General features: G+C 67.2%; 11 protein-coding genes, 1 pseudogene and 3 riboswitches. Of the genes and pseudogenes, 5 read left to right on the plus strand and 7 right to left on the minus strand.

Going from position 1 to position 17,821, the window contains the following annotated elements; genetic code table 11:
- The first annotated feature begins 32 nt into the window (after positions 1–32).
- Together AZG88_RS07215 and AZG88_RS07220 are read left to right on the plus strand one after the other, a co-directional pair.
- Positions 33–926 (plus strand): SDR family oxidoreductase, encoded by an 894-nt coding sequence (locus AZG88_RS07215; RefSeq protein ID WP_061697331.1) that lies wholly within the window; start codon positions 33–35, stop codon positions 924–926.
- A 30-nt stretch (positions 927–956) separates the two neighbouring features.
- Complete coding sequence (locus tag AZG88_RS07220) at positions 957–2,450, plus strand: flavin-containing monooxygenase (RefSeq protein ID WP_061697353.1); 1,494 nt, start codon at positions 957–959, stop codon at positions 2,448–2,450.
- Positions 2,451–2,471: 21 nt separating this feature from the next.
- Here AZG88_RS07220 and AZG88_RS07225 read toward each other — a convergent pair whose 3' ends face one another.
- Together AZG88_RS07225 and AZG88_RS07230 are read right to left on the minus strand one after the other, a co-directional pair.
- Positions 2,472–3,518, minus strand: a complete 1,047-nt coding sequence (locus AZG88_RS07225; RefSeq protein WP_061697332.1) for a YihY/virulence factor BrkB family protein — start codon at positions 3,516–3,518, stop codon at positions 2,472–2,474.
- A gap of 54 nt (positions 3,519–3,572) precedes the next feature.
- Positions 3,573–6,011, minus strand: coding sequence for a response regulator (locus AZG88_RS07230; protein ID WP_061697333.1), 2,439 nt, complete (start codon positions 6,009–6,011; stop codon positions 3,573–3,575).
- Positions 6,012–6,208: 197 nt separating this feature from the next.
- Here AZG88_RS07230 and AZG88_RS07235 point away from each other — a divergent pair, with 197 nt between their 5' ends.
- Positions 6,209–7,564: an MFS transporter gene (locus AZG88_RS07235; protein ID WP_061045959.1), complete on the plus strand. Its 1,356-nt coding sequence runs from the start codon at positions 6,209–6,211 to the stop codon at positions 7,562–7,564.
- Between the two features lie 69 nt (positions 7,565–7,633).
- On the opposite strand, the gene AZG88_RS07240 is transcribed toward AZG88_RS07235, so the two are convergent.
- The 5 genes from AZG88_RS07240 to lipA form a co-directional block, all read right to left on the minus strand.
- Positions 7,634–8,857 carry an amidohydrolase gene (locus AZG88_RS07240; protein ID WP_005250557.1) on the minus strand — a complete coding sequence of 408 codons (1,224 nt, stop codon included), beginning with the start codon at positions 8,855–8,857 and terminating at the stop codon, positions 7,634–7,636.
- Positions 8,858–8,908: 51 nt separating this feature from the next.
- Positions 8,909–9,646 carry a hypothetical protein gene (locus tag AZG88_RS07245; protein WP_061697334.1) on the minus strand — a complete coding sequence of 246 codons (738 nt, stop codon included), beginning with the start codon at positions 9,644–9,646 and terminating at the stop codon, positions 8,909–8,911.
- Positions 9,647–9,675: 29 nt separating this feature from the next.
- A complete protein-coding gene (locus AZG88_RS07250; protein ID WP_231913855.1) occupies positions 9,676–10,368 on the minus strand; it encodes a DUF5058 family protein in 693 nt (230 codons plus the stop codon).
- Between the two features lie 123 nt (positions 10,369–10,491).
- Positions 10,492–10,592, minus strand: a riboswitch (glycine riboswitch).
- A gap of 3 nt (positions 10,593–10,595) precedes the next feature.
- Positions 10,596–10,687, minus strand: a riboswitch (glycine riboswitch).
- A gap of 201 nt (positions 10,688–10,888) precedes the next feature.
- Positions 10,889–12,262 (minus strand): dihydrolipoyl dehydrogenase, encoded by a 1,374-nt coding sequence (gene lpdA / locus AZG88_RS07255; protein ID WP_005250553.1) that lies wholly within the window; start codon positions 12,260–12,262, stop codon positions 10,889–10,891.
- Between the two features lie 34 nt (positions 12,263–12,296).
- Positions 12,297–13,256 (minus strand): lipoyl synthase, encoded by a 960-nt coding sequence (lipA, locus tag AZG88_RS07260; RefSeq protein ID WP_061697336.1) that lies wholly within the window; start codon positions 13,254–13,256, stop codon positions 12,297–12,299.
- A gap of 280 nt (positions 13,257–13,536) precedes the next feature.
- Positions 13,537–13,628: riboswitch (glycine riboswitch) on the plus strand.
- A 122-nt stretch (positions 13,629–13,750) separates the two neighbouring features.
- Between lipA and gcvP the strand changes: the two genes are divergently transcribed.
- Both gcvP and gcvT read left to right on the plus strand, forming a co-directional pair.
- Entirely contained in the window at positions 13,751–16,705 is a 2,955-nt protein-coding gene (gene gcvP / locus AZG88_RS07265; RefSeq protein ID WP_061697337.1) for an aminomethyl-transferring glycine dehydrogenase, read from the plus strand.
- Positions 16,702–17,816, plus strand: a pseudogene (gene gcvT / locus AZG88_RS07270) (glycine cleavage system aminomethyltransferase GcvT). Before gcvP ends, gcvT begins: the two are co-directional and overlap by 4 nt.
- Positions 17,817–17,821 lie beyond the last annotated feature (5 nt).

Raw genomic sequence — 17,821 nt, forward strand, 5'->3', positions numbered from 1 at the left:
GAACGGTGCCAGATCACACGCCAGGAGATCCCATGCCCACGCTCAGGAATAAAGTCGCACTCGTCACCGGAGCCGCGCGTGGCATCGGCGCGGAAACGTCCCGCGCCCTCGCCCGCAAGGGCGTGAAACTGGTTCTGATCGATCTGGACGCCGAGCCATTGAATGCCCTCGCCGCCGAACTCGGCGACGACGTCGCGCTCGCCGCGACCGCCGACGTCTGCGATCTGGCCGCCGTGCAGATGGCAGTCGACGCCGGTGTCGCGAAGTTCGGCGGCATCGACCTCGTGCTCGCGAACGCCGGCATCGCCAGCTACGGCTCGGTCATGCACGTCGACCCGGCCACGTTCAAGCGGGTCATCGACATCAACATCCTCGGCGTCTTCCACACCGTCCGAGCTGCGCTTCCGTCCGTGATCGACCGCAAGGGCTACATCCTGGTCGTGTCGTCGCTCGCCGCGTTCGCGCCCGCACCCGGGCTGGCCGCGTACAACACCAGCAAGGCCGGCATCGAGCATTTCGCCAACACCCTTCGTCTCGAAGTCGCGCACCACGGCGTCACCGTGGGCTCGGCCCACATGTCGTGGATCGACACACCGCTCGTTCAGGATGCGAAAGCCGACCTCACCGCGTTCAACCAACTTCTCGCCGCTCTACCGGGACCGCTCGGCAAGACGACGTCGGTGGACTCGTGCGTCGACGCGTTCGTGGACGCCCTGGCCGGGCGGAAGCGCCGGGTCTACGTGCCGCGGTGGGTCGAGCTCGTCAGCTGGCTGAAGGCGGTGGTGACGTCGCCGATCGGGGATCGCAACCTGCTGCCCCACGTCCCCCGCATCCTTCCGCTGATGGACGAGGAGGTCGCGAAACTCGGCCGGTCCACCAGCGCACGTAATGTCGCTCTCGGCGACGTCGCCGTAGACCCGAAGTAACCACCAGTCCCCGCCAGCGAGAGAGTGTTCATGTCACACACCGATACCGCCGCCGAGACCACCGGCGCGAAGGCGCCCGTCGAACACGTCGACGTGCTGATCATCGGGGCCGGACTGTCCGGGATCGGTGCCGCGTACCACCTGCAGGACAATTTTCCCCGACGGACCTACGCGATCCTGGAGAGCCGCGAATCGATCGGCGGCACCTGGGACCTGTTCCGCTACCCCGGCATTCGCTCCGACTCCGACATGTACACCCTCGGCTACCGGTTCAAGCCGTGGTCGGGTGAGAAGTCCATCGCCGACGGGCCGTCGATCCTCGAGTACGTCCGCACGACCGCCGCCGAGCACGGGATCGACCGGAATATCCGGTTCCAGCACAAGGTCGTTCGTGCAGAGTGGTCGACCCCGGACGCCCAGTGGACGGTCGACGCCGAGCGCACCGATACCGGTGAGACGGTCCGGTTCACCGCCAACTTCCTGATGTCCTGCAGCGGCTACTACCGCTACGACGAGGGCTACACCCCCGAGTTCCCGGGCCTCGACCGGTTCGCCGGGCAGGTCGTGCACCCGCAGAAGTGGCCCGAGGACCTCGACTACGCGGGTAAGCGGGTGGTCATCATCGGCAGTGGGGCCACCGCGGTGACGCTGGCTCCGTCGATGGCCGCCGAGGCCGCACACGTGACCATGTTGCAGCGCTCGCCCACCTACATCATCTCGATGCCTGCCAAGGACAAGCTGGCGAACCGGCTCCGCCGGCACCTTCCCGCCAAGCTCGCCTACAGCCTCACCCGCCTGAAGAACGCGTCGGTCGCAACCGCGATCTACCAACTGTGCCAGCGCTATCCGGACTTCATGAAGGGGCGCATCCGGCAGATGCAGGAGAAGTGGCTGCCGAAGGGCTACGACATCGACACCCACTTCACTCCCCGGTACAACCCGTGGGATCAGCGACTGTGTCTCGTGCCCAACGGGGATCTGTTCCGGTCCATCCGGAACGACGAGGTGTCGATCGTGACCGACCACATCGACACCTTCACCGAAACCGGTATCACGCTGAAGTCCGGTGAGGAACTGCACGCCGATGTCGTCGTCACCGCGACCGGCCTGAATCTGCTCGCGTTCGGCGGAACGACGCTCGTCGTCGACGGCCGCGACATCGACCTCACCGACACCATGGCGTACAAGGGGATGATGCTCAGCGGGGTGCCCAACTTCGCGTTCGTCATCGGGTACACCAACGCGTCCTGGACGCTCAAGGCCGACCTGGTGTGCGAGTACGTCTGCCGTCTGCTCGCACACATGGACGCGAACGGGTTCGCGCAGTGCGCCCCGGAGCGTGACAGTTCGGTCGAGGAGGAGCCGTTCCTCGACTTCGCCGCCGGTTACGTCCTGCGGTCGGTGGAGTCGTTCCCGAAGCAGGGGTCGGAAGCGCCGTGGCGGCTGCGGATGAACTACTTCCGCGACCTTCTGACATTGCGGCACGGCAAGGTCGTGGACGACGCGATGGCGTTCCGCCCGTGAGTACTTGTTAACCGCCCGCGGTTAACAAGTACTCACGGGCCCGGAGGGCCCACGTAGCGCCCTGCCCTCCTGCACGTATTGCTCGTACTTCTCGGCGTTCTTGTCGGAGACCCGCGTGTCGCGAGGCGGCAATTGCAGTTCGTCCTCGGCCGGCATGCCGGCCTGCAATTCGCGTCCGCGTTCGAGTTCGGCATCCAGTTCTGCACCGAAGAGCAACGCCAGATTGGTGATCCAGAGCCACAGCAGGAACACGATCACGCCGGCCAGGGAGCCGTACGTCTTGTTGTAGCTGCCGAAGTTGGCGACGTACAGACCGAACAGGACCGACGCGAGGATCCACGTCACGATGGCGAGGAACGCACCGGCGCTGACCCAGCGGAACTTCGGTTGCTTCACGTTGGGCGTGACGTAATAGAGGATGGCCACGGCGACCACGACGACGCCGAGGACGAACGGCCAGCGGGCGATGTTCCAGACGGTCAGGGCGGTGTCGCCGAATCCGATCGCGTCACCCACCGAGCGTGCGACGGGGCCGCTCAGCGCGAGCATCGCCGCAGCGGCGGCCACCAGGACCAGACCGACGATGGTGACGGCCAGCATCAGCGGCCGGAGCTTCCACACGGGACGCCCCTCCTCGACTTCGTACATACGGTTCATGGCGCGTCCGAACGCCCCGATGTAGCCGGACGCCGACCACACCGCGCCCAGCAGGCCGAGGACCAGCGCCATGCCCGCGGTCGGTGTCTCGACCAACTGCGCGATGGGTTCACGCAACGTGTCCACGGCGGAGGACGGCCCGAGGTCGTCGACCATCTGCAGGACCGCATCGGTGGTGCGCTGCCCCTGCCCGAACACTCCCAGCAACGAGACCAGCGCCAGCAGCGCAGGGAACAGCGACAGCACCGCGTAATACGTCAGTGCGGCGGCCAGGTCGGTGCACTGATCGCGCGTGAATTCGTGCGCCGTCTTCCTGATGACGTACCACCAGGAAGGTTTCGTCAGGTCCGCAGGCGAATCCGGCTTCCGCGGATCGTCGGGGTCCGGTTCGGCGTGCTGATCGTCGTTCATCGGTGACGCCTACCCGGAACCCGGCTCAGGGAAACTGCGGCATTCCCTTCGGCTCTACTCGCGGTCGGTGCCCGCGGTGAAGTTCGCGACGACCTCCGCCGCGATCTCCCGAAGTTTGACGTTGCGATTCTGCGAATAGGAGGCGAGCTTGTCGAAGGCGGTGTCGGCGTCGCACTGGAACGCGGCCATGGTCAGCCCGACAGCTTGGCTGAGGGTGGTGCGGGTATCCAGTGCCGTGCGCAGATGTGTCGACTCGAGCTCACTGTCCGTGATCAGAGTTTCACGAAGCCAGGACATTTCGAGATGAACACGCACCCGCGCGACGAGCTCACTCGGCTGGAAGGGCTTGACGATGTAGTCGTCGGCTCCTTGGTTCAGCCCGTCGACGGTCGACTCCGTTCCCGCGCGGGCGGTGAGCAGGATGACCGGCAGCCGTGCCGTCGACTGCTCCGACCGCAGCTCGCGGAGGAAGTCGATGCCGTCGCGACCGGGAAGCATGACGTCGCTGAGCACGAGATTCGGTGTGCGGACGGCGACATGCTTCAGCGCGGACTCCGCGTCGGCGACGGCGTCGACGTCCCAGCCCTGCTCCTGCAGCAATCGGGTGAGGTACGCGCGCAGGTCCGGGTGGTCTTCGACGAGCAGGATGCGGTGGCCGTCCGCTCCGCGTTCGGTCGAAACCGCGACCTCGACGGACGGCTCCCGCTGTTCGACGTCACCGTAGGACGTCACCGCGCCGATGGGCCGGTCGTCTGCCCGCGAGGTCGCGCCGTCCGGCGCCGGGATCCGCGGTACGCGGACGGTGAAGATGCTGCCCCGGCCCGGGGCGCTGTCGAGGTCGACGGAACCGCCGAGCGCCGCGGCGAGATCGGACACCAGGGAAAGCCCGATGCCGACGCCCCCACCGCTGCCCGACCCGCCGGCCTCGACGCGATGGAACCTGTCGAATACGCGTTCCCGTTCTTCGGCGGGAATCCCCACACCCGTGTCGGTCACGCTCAGCACCAACCGGCCGGCGTCCTGGCCGAGCGCTACGGACACGGATCCGGACCGGGTGTACTTGACCGCGTTCGAGACAAGATTCAGCACGATCTTCACCCACATCTCGCGGTCCAATTCGACCAGGCCGGAGACTTCGTCGAGATCGGTCCGGAGCGCGAGCCCCGCCTGCGCGGCGGCGGAATCGAACATGCTCACGCAGTCCGCCGTCAATTGGCCGATATCGGTCGGCTCCGTGTGTGGCAGAAGCTGGCCGGCTTCCGCCTTGGACAGATCGAGTAGGCCGTCGACGAGCTGCTGCAGCCGGACCGCCGCACGATAGGCGGCCGCGATCGCTTCGCGCCGATCTGCGGGCGACTCGTCCTCGGACTGCTCGCGCAGAGTCTCGAGGGGCCCGAGCAACAGGGTCAGCGGGGTACGGAACTCGTGACTGACGTTCTGGAAGAACCGCGTCTTCGCAGCGTCGAGTTCCGCCAGCGCAGCGGCGCGGTCCCGCTCGAACTCGTAGGCCAGGGCGTCCGTGATCAGCGTCGACACCTTCGCCGTGACCAGCTCGACGAAGCCCCGATACGCGTCGTCGAACGCGCGGTACGGACTGATCCCGAGCACCAGCACACCCACCGGCTCCGCGTGACCCGTCACTATCAACGGGCACAGCCTCACCTCGGTCACCGCCTTCGACCCGGCGGGCTCGGACTGCTCGCCCGACGCCCGGACGCGGTGGTGGGTGACGTCGGTCGCCGGGATCCGGGCGGGCCTGAACTCGCCGTCGTCGTCCACCCCGGCGGCACCGACGAGCACGAGGTCCTCGGACTCGTCGTCACCCGAGCCGCCGACCTCGCGGCGAAGATAGATCGCGGCAAGCGGAACGTCCTGTCCGTTGTCGCCGAGTACCCGCACGACCGCACGGCAGGCGTCGACGAGCGGATCGTCGCCGCCTGCGGTGGAAACCGTGCCCAGTTGCCGCAGAGTCTCGAGTCGGCGCTCCCCGAGCACGGTCGCGGTCACATCGGTCGTCGCCACGAAGATCCCGGCGACGTTCCCGTCCTCGTCCTGCACCGGACTGTAGGAGAACGTCCAGTACGTCTCCTCGAGGTACCCGTGCCGCAGCAGGTACAGCGGCTGATTCTCCGTGTAGGTCGCTGCGCCGCCCGACATCACCTGCTCGGCGAGCGGTCCCACCTCGTCCCAGATCTCCGCCCAGCACTGCGCCCCGGGTTCACCGATCGCCGCTGGGTACTTCGCACCGAGGACCCGGGTGTACGCGTCGTTGAAGATCTGCACGAGCTCAGGCCCCCACCAGAGCAACATCGGGACCTCGGAGGGCAGCACGGTCCGTACCGCCGCCCGCAGTTCGACCGACCAGGTCTCGACCGGGCCCAGCGGCGTGGCCGCCCAATCGGTGCGGCGTAGCCGCTCCCGTGTCTCGCCCGGACCGGCGAACAACCGATCCGCCGACCAGGAGTTATCGAAACCCGAGCCAGTCACATCCATGGACCTTTCGCCCACTGCCGGTCGCCCGGTCCCCATCCAGTTGTCATCACTGAAATGATCACCCAGCACCGCATCCCACCGCCACTTCTGTATTCCGACATTCGGAAGTGAAGTTGGAAACGAGTGACCTGTCCGCCACGGTAGGTGAGTCGTGAGCCACATCACAGCCCACCTCCGAGGAAGAACAGGTCCCGCGCATGCAATTCGACCTACGCGAACGCATCGACAGCAGCCCGATGACGCGCTACCAATGGGGCGCCATCGCCATCTGCGGTCTACTCAACGTGCTCGACGGCTTCGACGTCCTCGTCATGGCGTTCACCGCACAGTCGGTGTCGCAGGAGTGGGATCTGTCCGGCTCGGTCGTCGGCCTCCTGCTCAGCGCCGGACTGTTCGGCATGGCCGCGGGATCGCTGTTCCTGGCACCGTGGGCTGACACCATCGGCCGCCGCGCCATGATCCTGCTGTGCCTGGCACTCGCGTCGACGGGCATGCTGCTGTCGGCGGTCAGCCAGAACGCGATGCAACTCGGCCTGCTCCGCGCCCTGACCGGCGTCGGCATCGGCGGAATCCTCGCCAGCAGCAACGTCATCGCCAGTGAGTACGCGTCGAACCGCTGGCGCGGGCTCGCGGTGAGTCTCAATTCCACCGGTTACGCCGTCGGCGCCACCCTCGGCGGAATCATCGCCGTCGTCCTGCAGAACTCGCTCGGCTGGCGTTCGGTGTTCCTGTTCGGCGGGCTGTGCACGGCGGCGATCATCCCCGTCGTCTACGCCCGGCTTCCCGAATCGATCGACTTCCTGCTCGTCCGGCGACCGGCCAACGCCCTCGACCGGATCAACGCCTTCGCCCAGCGGGCCGGTCAGCCGCGACTCGACGAGCTGCCTGCACCGCGTGCCGCCGCCACCGCCGACGCCGGATTCGCGATGCGCGTCCTGCTGTCCCCGCAGCGCCGCCGCAGCACACTCCTGGTGTGGTTCGCGTTCTTCATGGCGATGTTCGGTTTCTACTTCGTCACCAGCTGGACCCCGAAGCTGCTGGTCGAGGCGGGCATGTCCGCGAACCAGGGTGTCACCGGCGGAGTGCTCCTCAACCTCGGCGGCATCTTCGGCGCCACCCTGCTCGGGGCGCTGTCCGCACGTTTCGCCCTGAAGCGTGTGCTCATCGCCTACATGGCGACCGCGGGCGTTCTGCTGGTCGTCTTCGTCCCCGCCACCGCGTCCATCGTCATCGCGTTCGGACTCGGCGCACTGATCGGCGTCTTCGCCAACGGCTGCATCGCCGGGCTGTACGCGATCACGCCGTCGGTCTACTCGCCGGCCGTCCGGGCCACCGGCGTCGGCTGGGGCATCGGCATCGGCCGCGTCGGCGCCATCGCGTCCCCGATCGTCGCGGGCGCCCTCCTCGACCGCGACTGGTCGCCCACCCAGCTGTACATCCTCGTCGCCGCATCCTTCGTCCTCGCCGGACTCGCCGTGTCGCGACTGCGATTCGAGAAGACCGGAGTGGACACCGGGGACGCCACCGCGGACGCACCGCTGACCACCCACTGAGGCGGCTCCGCCACCCGTGAGTGGTTGACGAGTGCAGAGACTCGTTAACCACTCACGGGCCCGGAGGGCCTAGATCCCGACCTTCGACAGGATCGCGGTCATCGCCGCCTGGACGCCGGTGGACAGGGTGGGTTCCGCGACGGGCGCGAAGAACGGTGAGTGGTTCACCGGCACAGGCTTTCCGCTCTCGAGGGTCTCCGCGGTGTGGCCTCCGAACATCCAGAACACCGACGGCACGCCGATCGCCTCGGCGAGCAGACCGAAGTCCTCCGAACCCATCATCGGAGACGACGGCGTGACGTTGTTCTCGCCCAGCACCTTCTGGAGTTCGGCGACGAGTTCGGCGGTGGCATCGGGATCGTTGTAGTTGCGCGGGAACGTGTACAGCTCCTCGATCAGCGGCTTCGGCGCCCCGGATGCGGCAGCCTCGGCGTAGATGATGCGGCGCAGCGCGGCGTTGACCTGCTCGCGCACCTCGGGGTCGAGGGTGCGCACGTTGATCGTGAACTCGGCCCGGTCCGCGATGATGTTTTCCTTCAGCCCCGCGTGGAACGTGGCGACCGTGACCACCGCCGGCTTCATCGGGTGCACTTCGCGGGACACGATGGTCTGGATGCGGTTGATCATGTTGACGCCCTGGATGATCGGGTCGATCGAATCCTGGGGCTGGGAGCCGTGCGACCCCTGGCCGTAGACGGTGACCTTCAGCGAATCGGCCATGGCCATCGCGTCGCCACTCGTGACGTGCACGGTGCCGGCCAGCATCGGACCGACGTGCTGCCCGAAGACGATCTCCGGCTTGGGTGCCCGGTCCCACAGACCGTCCTCGACCATCGCCTTCGCCCCGGCCGCCGTTTCCTCGCCCGGCTGGAAGAGGAACACGATCGTTCCGGCCCACGCCTCCCGCGCACCGGCGAGCAGCTCGGCGACGGTAAGGAGGGTGGCGACGTGCGTGTCGTGGCCGCAGCCGTGCATCACGGGCACCTCGGTGCCGTCGTCGAGGCGCCCGGTGGCCGCGCTGGCGTAGTCGACGCCGGTGTCCTCCGCGATCGGCAGCCCGTCCGAATCGGCGCGGAAGGCCACCGTAGGGCCTTCGCCGTTGGTCAGGACACCCACCACTCCGGTGCCGCCGCACACGAACGTGTCGATCCCGAGGGCGACGAGGGAACTCTGGATCAGCTCGGCGGTCTTGTGTTCCTGCATCGACAGTTCCGGGTTCGCGTGCAGGTGGCGGTAGAGGTCGAGCATCTTCGTCCGCAGCTCGTCGGTGAGCGCGATCGGCAGGTCGGTCATGAAGCCTTCTTTCGAATCAGGTGAAGGTGAGATGTCTCCGCGTATCGATTCTTACTCGATGGTCGCGAGCTCGGCCGGGCTCTGGTCGTTCTTGTCCCGGAGGAACCAGGCGAGGACCGCCGTGACGATCACCGCGATGGCGGTGGACGACAGCGCGAGGCTCGGCATCGCCGGAACCACGACGAACGTGATGATCGCGGCCACCAGCAGCGCGACCACCGTGGCCCGGGGCTGCTTCATCGACACGATCGCCTGCACGAGGACCGCCCCCAGGACCGAGGGAAGGATGTAGGAACGGGTGACGGTCACGATGTCGGTGGGAATCACGCTGACCAGCCAGGTGCCGAGCAGCCCGACGAACACGGCCAGCGACACGAGGTGCACCATCGCGGCGCCGCAGATCGCCAGGACCGCAGCGAGTTCGGCCCGCTTGGTTCCCGGTTTGGCTCCGATGTTCGTCTGCGCGATCAGCGCGGCAGGCAACAGCTTGTTCGCGATGTTGCCGATCATGAACGCCTGGTACATCGCGGCCGGACCGAGGATGGGGAAATAGGTCAGGGGTTCGACCAGCCAGATGATGAAGAATGTCCCGGCCACCGCGGCGAACGCGGCCCACAGCTGGCCTGCGGTGACGTCCACCTCACCCGAGAACACCAGGTACAGGGGCGCACCGATCGACAGGAGCAACCCCACGATCATCGTGATACGACCCCAGCGGGATGTCGTCTTGTCGAACTCGGCGAGTTCACGGGCGCCGGTGGACACCGTTACGGCTTCGTCGGTAGTCATCGAAAAGTCCTTTCCGTGCAAGTCGTGAATCAGGAGGTGAACAGGTAGGTGACGGTGAGGGCCACGAGGATCGAAATGCCCAGCCCCCATTCGCGGAGCCAGCTCTTGCCGAACGTCCGGGCCACGAAGAGGCAGATACCCATCGCGGCCGCGGAGGCGGCGAACGCGACGATGTGATAGCTGGACTTCGTCAATTCCTGGAATCCCAGCGACGCGAACGCGCCGATCAGGGCCGCGGACGGAACGACGGCCATCAACGCCGGATTCACCGTGCGGATCTTCGCGTCGCCCCGCTCGAGCAGCGGGGTCAGGATGAGCGCGGACAGCATCCACATCACGCCGCCGATGCTCATCGCGAAGAATGCGACGACGAAGACGTTCTGGGTGTACGTATCGGCGCCGAGTTTCGCACCCATGGAGTCGGCGGCGATGCTGGCCGCGGACACGTCGTACGCGGCGGAACCGATCAGGCCGATGCGGGCCAGGACAGCGGGCGTGCCGAAGAGGGCGAGAAGGGCAATCGCCACGAGGCAGACCGCCAGGGACGGTCCGATCGCCGACACGGCACCGGAGCGGAACGACACCTTCATGTCTTCCGGTGACATGTCCGCGACGGGTGCCACCTTGCGGACCGCGGTCATGTAGATCGCCGACTGCACGACGATGACGACGAAGATGCCGGCAACGGCCACCCAGAGAACAGGCGAGTTGGCGACAGCCATGATGTCCGTGGATGTCCCACTAGCAGTCACATTCATGGATCTCCCAGGGAGAGTGAGCAACCGGCGAACCGATCACTCGAGCGATGTGAGGGTGATCCGGTGGATCACCTCGGCCGACACCCGCTCTGTTCCGTAACCTGAGAGTTTGGAGACACACTCGTGCGAGTGGTCATCGTGCCCCGTCGGTGAACGTGCCGTTACAGCCGACACGCTGCTCTCCAGAGTTCCCGACCCTGACTGTCCTGGTGCCTGAGAGTTTGTGGGTACTTGCTCCTTCGGCGCCCGGGACACGGTCCCGGGACTCTCCAGCCAGGTTCATAGGGAGAAACCATCGAGATGGTTCCGAATCGAACTGACTCGGGACGTACTGTTCCGCAGACGTATTACGAAAGCATGACTTCACCGTTCCGGTGTGTTAACTCGCACTCCCGGGCGGAAATCACCAGTGCGCGTTCGCATACCGAACAACCCATGTGAGTGGCAAAGCGTGCGCCAGCACACTTTGCCACTCACATGGGGGTCAGGCGTGGACGTGGAGTGGTTTGCCGGCCACTGCCATCAGCGCCTCACCGAGCGCCTCGCCCTGGGTGGGGTGGGCGTGCACGAACTTCGCCGCCTGCGCGGCGTCGACCTCGAAGTTGTAGAGCAGCTGCGCCTCACCGATCAGCTCACCGACTCGGTCGCCGACCATGTGCACGCCGACCACGACCCCGGTCGGTGCCACCACGAGTTTGACCGCCCCCGACGTCTTCAGGATCTGGCTCTTGCCGTTGCCGGCGAGGTCGTAGGTGACGGTCTCGACATTCTCGCCGAACTTCTCCCGGGCCGCGGTCTCGGTCAACCCGACGGACGCGACCTCGGGGTGGGAGTAGGTGACACGAGGGATGCCGGTCTCGTCGATGACGTCCGGACGGAGCCCGGCGATTTCCTCGGCCACGAAGATGCCCTGTTGGAACCCGCGGTGGGCCAGCTGGAGCCCGGGGACGATGTCGCCGACCGCGAAGACGTTCGGCACCGTGGTGCGCAGTCGATCGCTGGTCACCACGAAGCCCTTGTCGAGCATCACTCCGGTCTCCTCGTACCCCATGGACGCGGTGTTGGGTCCGCGCCCCACCGCGACCAGCAGGACGTCGGCGTCGAGTACGTCGCCGGAGTCGAGGGTGACGGACACCGCGTCCTCGTCCTGCGTCACCTCCGCCACCCGCACACCTGTCTTCGCGGCGATCTTGCGACGACGGAATGCCCGCTCGAGGTACTTGGAGATCGTCTCGTCCTCGTTCGGCACCAGCCGCGGCATCGCCTCGACGATCGTCACCGACGCACCGAACGACGCCCAGACACTGGCGAATTCGACGCCGATGACGCCGCCGCCCAGGATGATCGCCTTCTTCGGGACCGACGGCAACACGAGCGCCTGGTCGCTGGTGACGACCCGGCCACCGATGCCGATGCCGGGCAGCGTTTTCGGCGACGACCCCGTTGCCAGGACGACGGCGCCGCCCGTGATCAACTCGTCGTCGACCTCCACTCCGTTGGGTCCGACCAACCGTCCGCGGCCGTTGACGACGGTGATGCCGTACGAGTCGACGAGGCCCTGCAGTCCCTTGTGCAGGCGAGTGACGATCGTATTCTGGTAGCTCAGCACCTTCTCGAGGTCGACACCGTCGAACGTGACGTCGACACCGAACTGCGAGGCCGTGCGCGCACTGTCGGCGACTTCGGCGGAGTGCAGCAGCGCCTTCGTCGGAATGCACCCCTGATGCAGGCACGTGCCGCCGAGTTCGTTCTCCTCGATGAGAATGACCGAACGGCCCAGTTCGGCCGAGCGGATGGCGGCCGCGTAGCCGCCGGAACCGCCGCCGAGGACGACGACATCTGCAGATCGATGGGACATGGGAACTCCTTGCTGGAACGGAAGAGAATGGGGTTCAGTGAACTGCGGACGCGGCGACGGCCTCCGCGTGCACGCGACCGGCACGGTAGGAGGAGCGCACGAGCGGACCGGACAGGACGCCGAGGAATCCGATCTCGCGGGCGATACCGTCGAGCATGACGAACTCCTCCGGTTTCGCCCACCGCGCCACCGGGTGATGCCGGGCCGACGGCCGGAGATACTGCGTGATCGTGATCAACTGGCAGCCGGCGGTATGCAGGTCCCGGAGGGCCTGGATCACCTCGTCCGTGGTCTCCCCCATCCCGAGGATCAGGTTCGACTTGGTGATAAGACCGTCCTCCCGAGCCCGCGTGATCACCGCGAGGGACCGCTCGTACGTGAAGGCGGGCCGGATACGACGGAAGATCCGGGGAACGGTCTCCACATTGTGCGCGAGTACTTCCGGGCGGGTGTCGAACACCTCGCGTAGTTGCGCGGCGTCGGCATTGAAATCGGGGATCAGCAGTTCGACGCCGGCGCCCGGGCACAGTTCGTGAATCTGCCGGACCGTCTCTGCGTACAGCCAGGCGCCGCCGTCCGGCAGATCGTCGCGGGCCACGCCGGTGACGGTGGCGTACCGAAGGCCCATGGTCCGCACCGACTCCGCGACCCTCCTGGGTTCGCCCCGATCGAGTGCGGCGGGACGGCCGGTGTCGATTTGGCAGAAGTCGCACCGCCGGGTGCACTGGCTTCCGCCGATGAGGAACGTCGCCTCACGGTCCTCCCAGCATTCGAAGATGTTGGGACATCCCGCTTCCTGACACACGGTGTGCAGGTTCTCGCGATCGACGAGGGCGGCGAGGTCCCGGTATTCGGGGCCCGTCCGCATCTGCACCTTCATCCACGTCGGTTTGCGTTCGAGCGGGGTCTCTGTGTTGCGGACTTCGAGGCGGAGCAGACGGCGACGGTCAGGGGCGAGCGGAGCGACGGGGGGTGACTCAGGGACTGTAGTCATGGGTGACTCCTACGACCGGTCGAAACCGGTCGGTATGCGACGTCGGGGCGCGCGGTGGACAGCGCGGCACCGGGGAAGGTGAGCGGGAGGGCGAGCACACATCGACAACCGTTGCGGCTGCGGGCATCTGGGCTCTCATCTCTCGGCGTGTGCGGTCACGTCCGAGCGAAGATCCATCGAGGATGCCAAACGACGAGGACTTTTGGCAACACCGTCGGTCCGAGGAGACAAACCCGCGGCGCCTGTGTACTGTTTGGCAAATCACAACTGAAGACGCCGTTGACGCGCAGCGGGAGAACCTCCGTTTCGGAGGCGCCGTAGGAGCAACTTCCTCCCCGGGAATCTCTCAGGCCCCAGTACCGCAGCGCAGAGGCAACTCTGGAGAAAGTATCGGCCGCACGGCCGGAACTTACCGAAGGTGAAGAGCACGCCGCAGTTGCGGTGCGCCCAAACTCTCAGGTTTCAGGACAGAGCGGGGAGGTGCCCCCTTGTCGATGTCCGGTGCGGTCCGGACTCAACGAAACCGGAGTCACCTCGTGCCAGCAGAACCCCGCACCGCCACTCACGGCGCGCCCCTCACCAGCGACTTTCCGTCCCGCCACATCGGTCCTGATGCCGCCGCGTCCCGGCGCATGCTCGACGCCCTCGGTTACGACAGCCTCGCGAACCTGATCGACAGCGCGGTGCCCGAGCAGATCCGCAGTTCACAGCCCTTGGATCTGCCCACGGCGAGGTCCGAGCAGCAGGTTCTCGCCGACCTGCGCACACTGTCGGAGCGCAACGAGACCCGCGCCCAGATGATCGGCCTCGGATACTCCGACACCATCACGCCCGCGGTGTTGCGGCGGAATATGCTCGAGTCCCCCGCCTGGTACACCGCCTACACCCCGTACCAGCCGGAGATCTCCCAGGGCCGGCTGGAGGCGCTGCTGACGTTCCAGACCGTCATCGAGGATCTCACCGCCCTTCCGCTGGCCGGCGCATCGCTGCTCGACGAGGCGACCGCCGTGATGGAGGCGGTGCTGCTGATGCGGCGCGCGAACAAGTCGAAGGCCGCCACCAACCGCGTCGTCCTCGACGCGGACTGCCTGCCGCAGACACTGGCCGTCGTTCGGGGACGAGCGAAGGCGCTGGGCATCGAGGTGGTGGTCGCGGAACTGTCCGGGGAACTGCCGGACGGTGACATGTTCGGGGTGGTCTTCCAGGCGCCCGGTGCGAGCGGCGCGCTGCGCGACCTCGCTCCGATGATCGCCGCCGCGAAGGCGCGCGGCGCGCTGACCACCGTCGCGGCGGACCTGCTGTCGCTGACGATCCTGACGCCGCCCGGCGAGCAGGGTGCCGACATCGCCGTCGGGTCGGCGCAGCGTTTCGGTGTGCCGTTGTTCTTCGGCGGACCGCACGCCGGCTACATGGCCGTGCGCGGCGGACTCGAGCGCATGCTGCCCGGCCGCCTCGTCGGAGTGTCCGTCGACGTCGACGGGAAGACGGCCTACCGGCTGGCTCTGCAGACCCGCGAACAGCACATCCGGCGTGACAAGGCGACCAGCAACATCTGCACGGCGCAGGCACTGCTCGCCAACGTCGCCGCGATGTACGCCGCCTACCACGGGCCGGAAGGGTTGCGCGCCATCGCGAACCGGGTGCACGCCCACGCGACGACCATCGCCGGAAGCCTGCGCGCCGCCGGTCACACGATCGTCCACGACAGCTTCTTCGACACGGTTCTCGTCCGGGTCCCGGCGGGCGCCGGGGCGATAGTGGAGTCGGCCGACCGGGACGGCATCAACCTCCGTCTCGTCGACGCCGATCACGTCGCGATCGCCTGCGACGAGTGCACCACCGACGACATCGTCCGGCGGGTGGTTACCGTGTTCGGTGCGCAGCCGACGATCGTCGCGGTGCCCGCACTGCCGTCGGCACTCGCCAGGACGTCGAGTTATCTGCAGCACAGGGTGTTCCACGATCACCGCTCGGAAACCGCGATGCTCCGCTTCCTGCGCACGCTGTCGGACAAGGACCTCGCCCTCGACCGCACCATGATCCCGCTCGGATCGTGCACGATGAAACTCAACTCCGCTGTCGAGATGGAACCGATCAGCTGGCCCGGGTTCGCGTCCATCCACCCGTACGCCCCGGTCGCGCAGACGGCCGGCTACCTCGAACTCGTCGCCGACCTGGAACGCTGGCTCGGCGAGATCACCGGCTACGACCGGGTGTCGTTGCAGCCCAACGCCGGATCCCAGGGCGAGCTGGCCGGGCTGCTCGCGATCCACGGCTATCACGAATCCCGGGCCGACTTCGGACGCAACGTCTGCCTCATCCCCCAGTCCGCGCACGGAACGAATGCCGCATCCGCGGTACTCGCGGGCATGAAGGTCGTCGTCGTCGCGACCGCGGAGAACGGCAACATCGACGTGGGCGACCTGCGCGCGAAGATCGCGGCGCACGAGGGCGCGGTGGCCGCGATCATGTTGACCTACCCGTCCACGCACGGCGTGTACGAGAACGACGTGCGGACGGTCTGCGATCTGGTTCACGAGGCCGGCGGGCAGGTGTACGTCGACGGCGCCAACCTCAACGCGCTGGTCGGTCTCGCGCAACCCGGCAAGTTCGGCGGCGACGTGTCACACCTGAACCTGCACAAGACGTTCTGCATCCCGCACGGCGGCGGCGGTCCCGGTGTCGGGCCCGTCGCGGTGCGCGAGCATCTGGCGCCGTTCCTGCCCGGCAATCCGCTGGGCGGCGACGACCTCGGCACCCCGGTGTCGGCCGCCAACTACGGATCGGCGGGCATCCTGCCCATCACCTGGGCGTACATCGCCCTGATGGGTCCGGACGGGCTGACGAGCGCCACCGAAACCGCGGTGCTCGCCGCCAATTACGTCGCCAGGTCACTGGATCAGCACTTCCCCGTCCTGTACACCGGCCCGTCCGGTCTGGTGGCGCACGAGTGCATACTCGACCTCCGGCCGGTCACCAAGGCGACCGGCGTGACCGCCGAGGATGTGGCAAAACGGTTGATCGACTACGGATTCCACGCACCCACCCTGTCGTTCCCCGTCAACGGCACACTGATGGTGGAACCGACCGAGTCCGAGGACCTCGCCGAACTCGACCGCTTCATCGAGGCGATGATCTCGATCCGCCACGAGATCGACCTGGTCGGTGACGGCGTGTGGCCGCTCGAGCGCAGCCCACTGCGTCAGGCCCCGCACACCGCCGAACAGGTGACCGCGGACGAGTGGAATCTGCCCTACCCGCGCCACCTGGCCGCCTACCCCGTCGCGTCGCTTCGCACCGCCAAGTACTGGCCCCCGGTGCGTCGCATCGACGGCGTCCACGGCGACCGCAATCTCGTCTGCTCGTGCCCGGCGCCCGAGGCCTTCGAGAACACCACCGACATCGACGCTTCGGCCATCGCCGAGACCCCCGAGGAGGCCTTCGCATGACCCTCACCACCACGCCCGCGTCCCCGCTGCTCGGCGAGCACGGCGCGCTCGGAGCCCATTTCACCGACTTCGCCGGCTGGCAGATGCCGCTGAAGTACGACAGCGAACTCGCCGAACACCACGCCGTCCGGTCCGCGGCAGGGTTGTTCGACCTCTCGCACATGGGCGAGATCGCGGTCACCGGGCCCGAGTCCGGAGCGGTACTGGATTACGCTCTGGCCGGCGAACTCTCGAAGATCGGCGTCGGCCGGGCCAAGTACTCCCTCCTGTGCAATGCGGGCGGCGGGGTCATCGACGATCTGGTCGTCTACCGTCTCGCCAACGAGCATTCCTCGTGGTGGCCAATGCGGCCAACGCGCCGACGGTGTACCGCGAACTGGCGGCACGCGTCGAGGGCTTCTCCGCCAAGGTCGACGATCAGTCCTCGGAGACCGCGCTGATCGCGGTGCAGGGACCGGCCGCCCAGGACATCGTGCAGTCCCTCGTTCCCGCCGAGCAGGTCGAGACGGTGGCGGAGTTGAAGTACTACGCCGTCACGCGCGCGGTCGTCGCCGGCATCGACGTCCTCCTCGCCCGCACCGGGTACACCGGGGAGGACGGCTTCGAGCTGTACGTGCCGAACGAGCTGTCCGTGCCGTTGTGGCGCGCACTGCTCGACGCCACCACGACCCGCGGCGGCGTCCCCGCCGGCCTCGCGTGCCGCGACACCCTCCGACTGGAGGCCGGAATGGCGCTGTACGGCCACGAACTGAACCTCGACACGAATCCGTACGAGGCCGGGCTCGGCAAGGTGGTCCGGCTGAACAAGGATTTCGTCGGCCGCGATGCCCTGCAGACGTTGTCGCATCAGGCCCCGCAGCGGGTGCTCGTCGGACTCGCGGGAACCGGCCGCCGGGCCGCGCGTGCCGAGTACACCGTGTTGGACGCGTCCGGCGAGTCGCCGGTCGGCACCATCACGTCCGGGGCGCTGTCTCCGACGCTCGGGCATCCGATCGCGCTCGCGTTCGTGGACGTCGCGTTCCGCGAACCGGGCACCGAACTCACCGTGGACATCCGCGGCAAGAAGGAACCGTTCGTGGTCACCCCGTCGCCGTTCTACCGCCGCTCCTGAGCCGT

Source organism: Rhodococcus sp. LB1, from assembly GCF_001583455.1.
GTDB lineage: Bacteria > Actinomycetota > Actinomycetes > Mycobacteriales > Mycobacteriaceae > Rhodococcus_F > Rhodococcus_F opacus.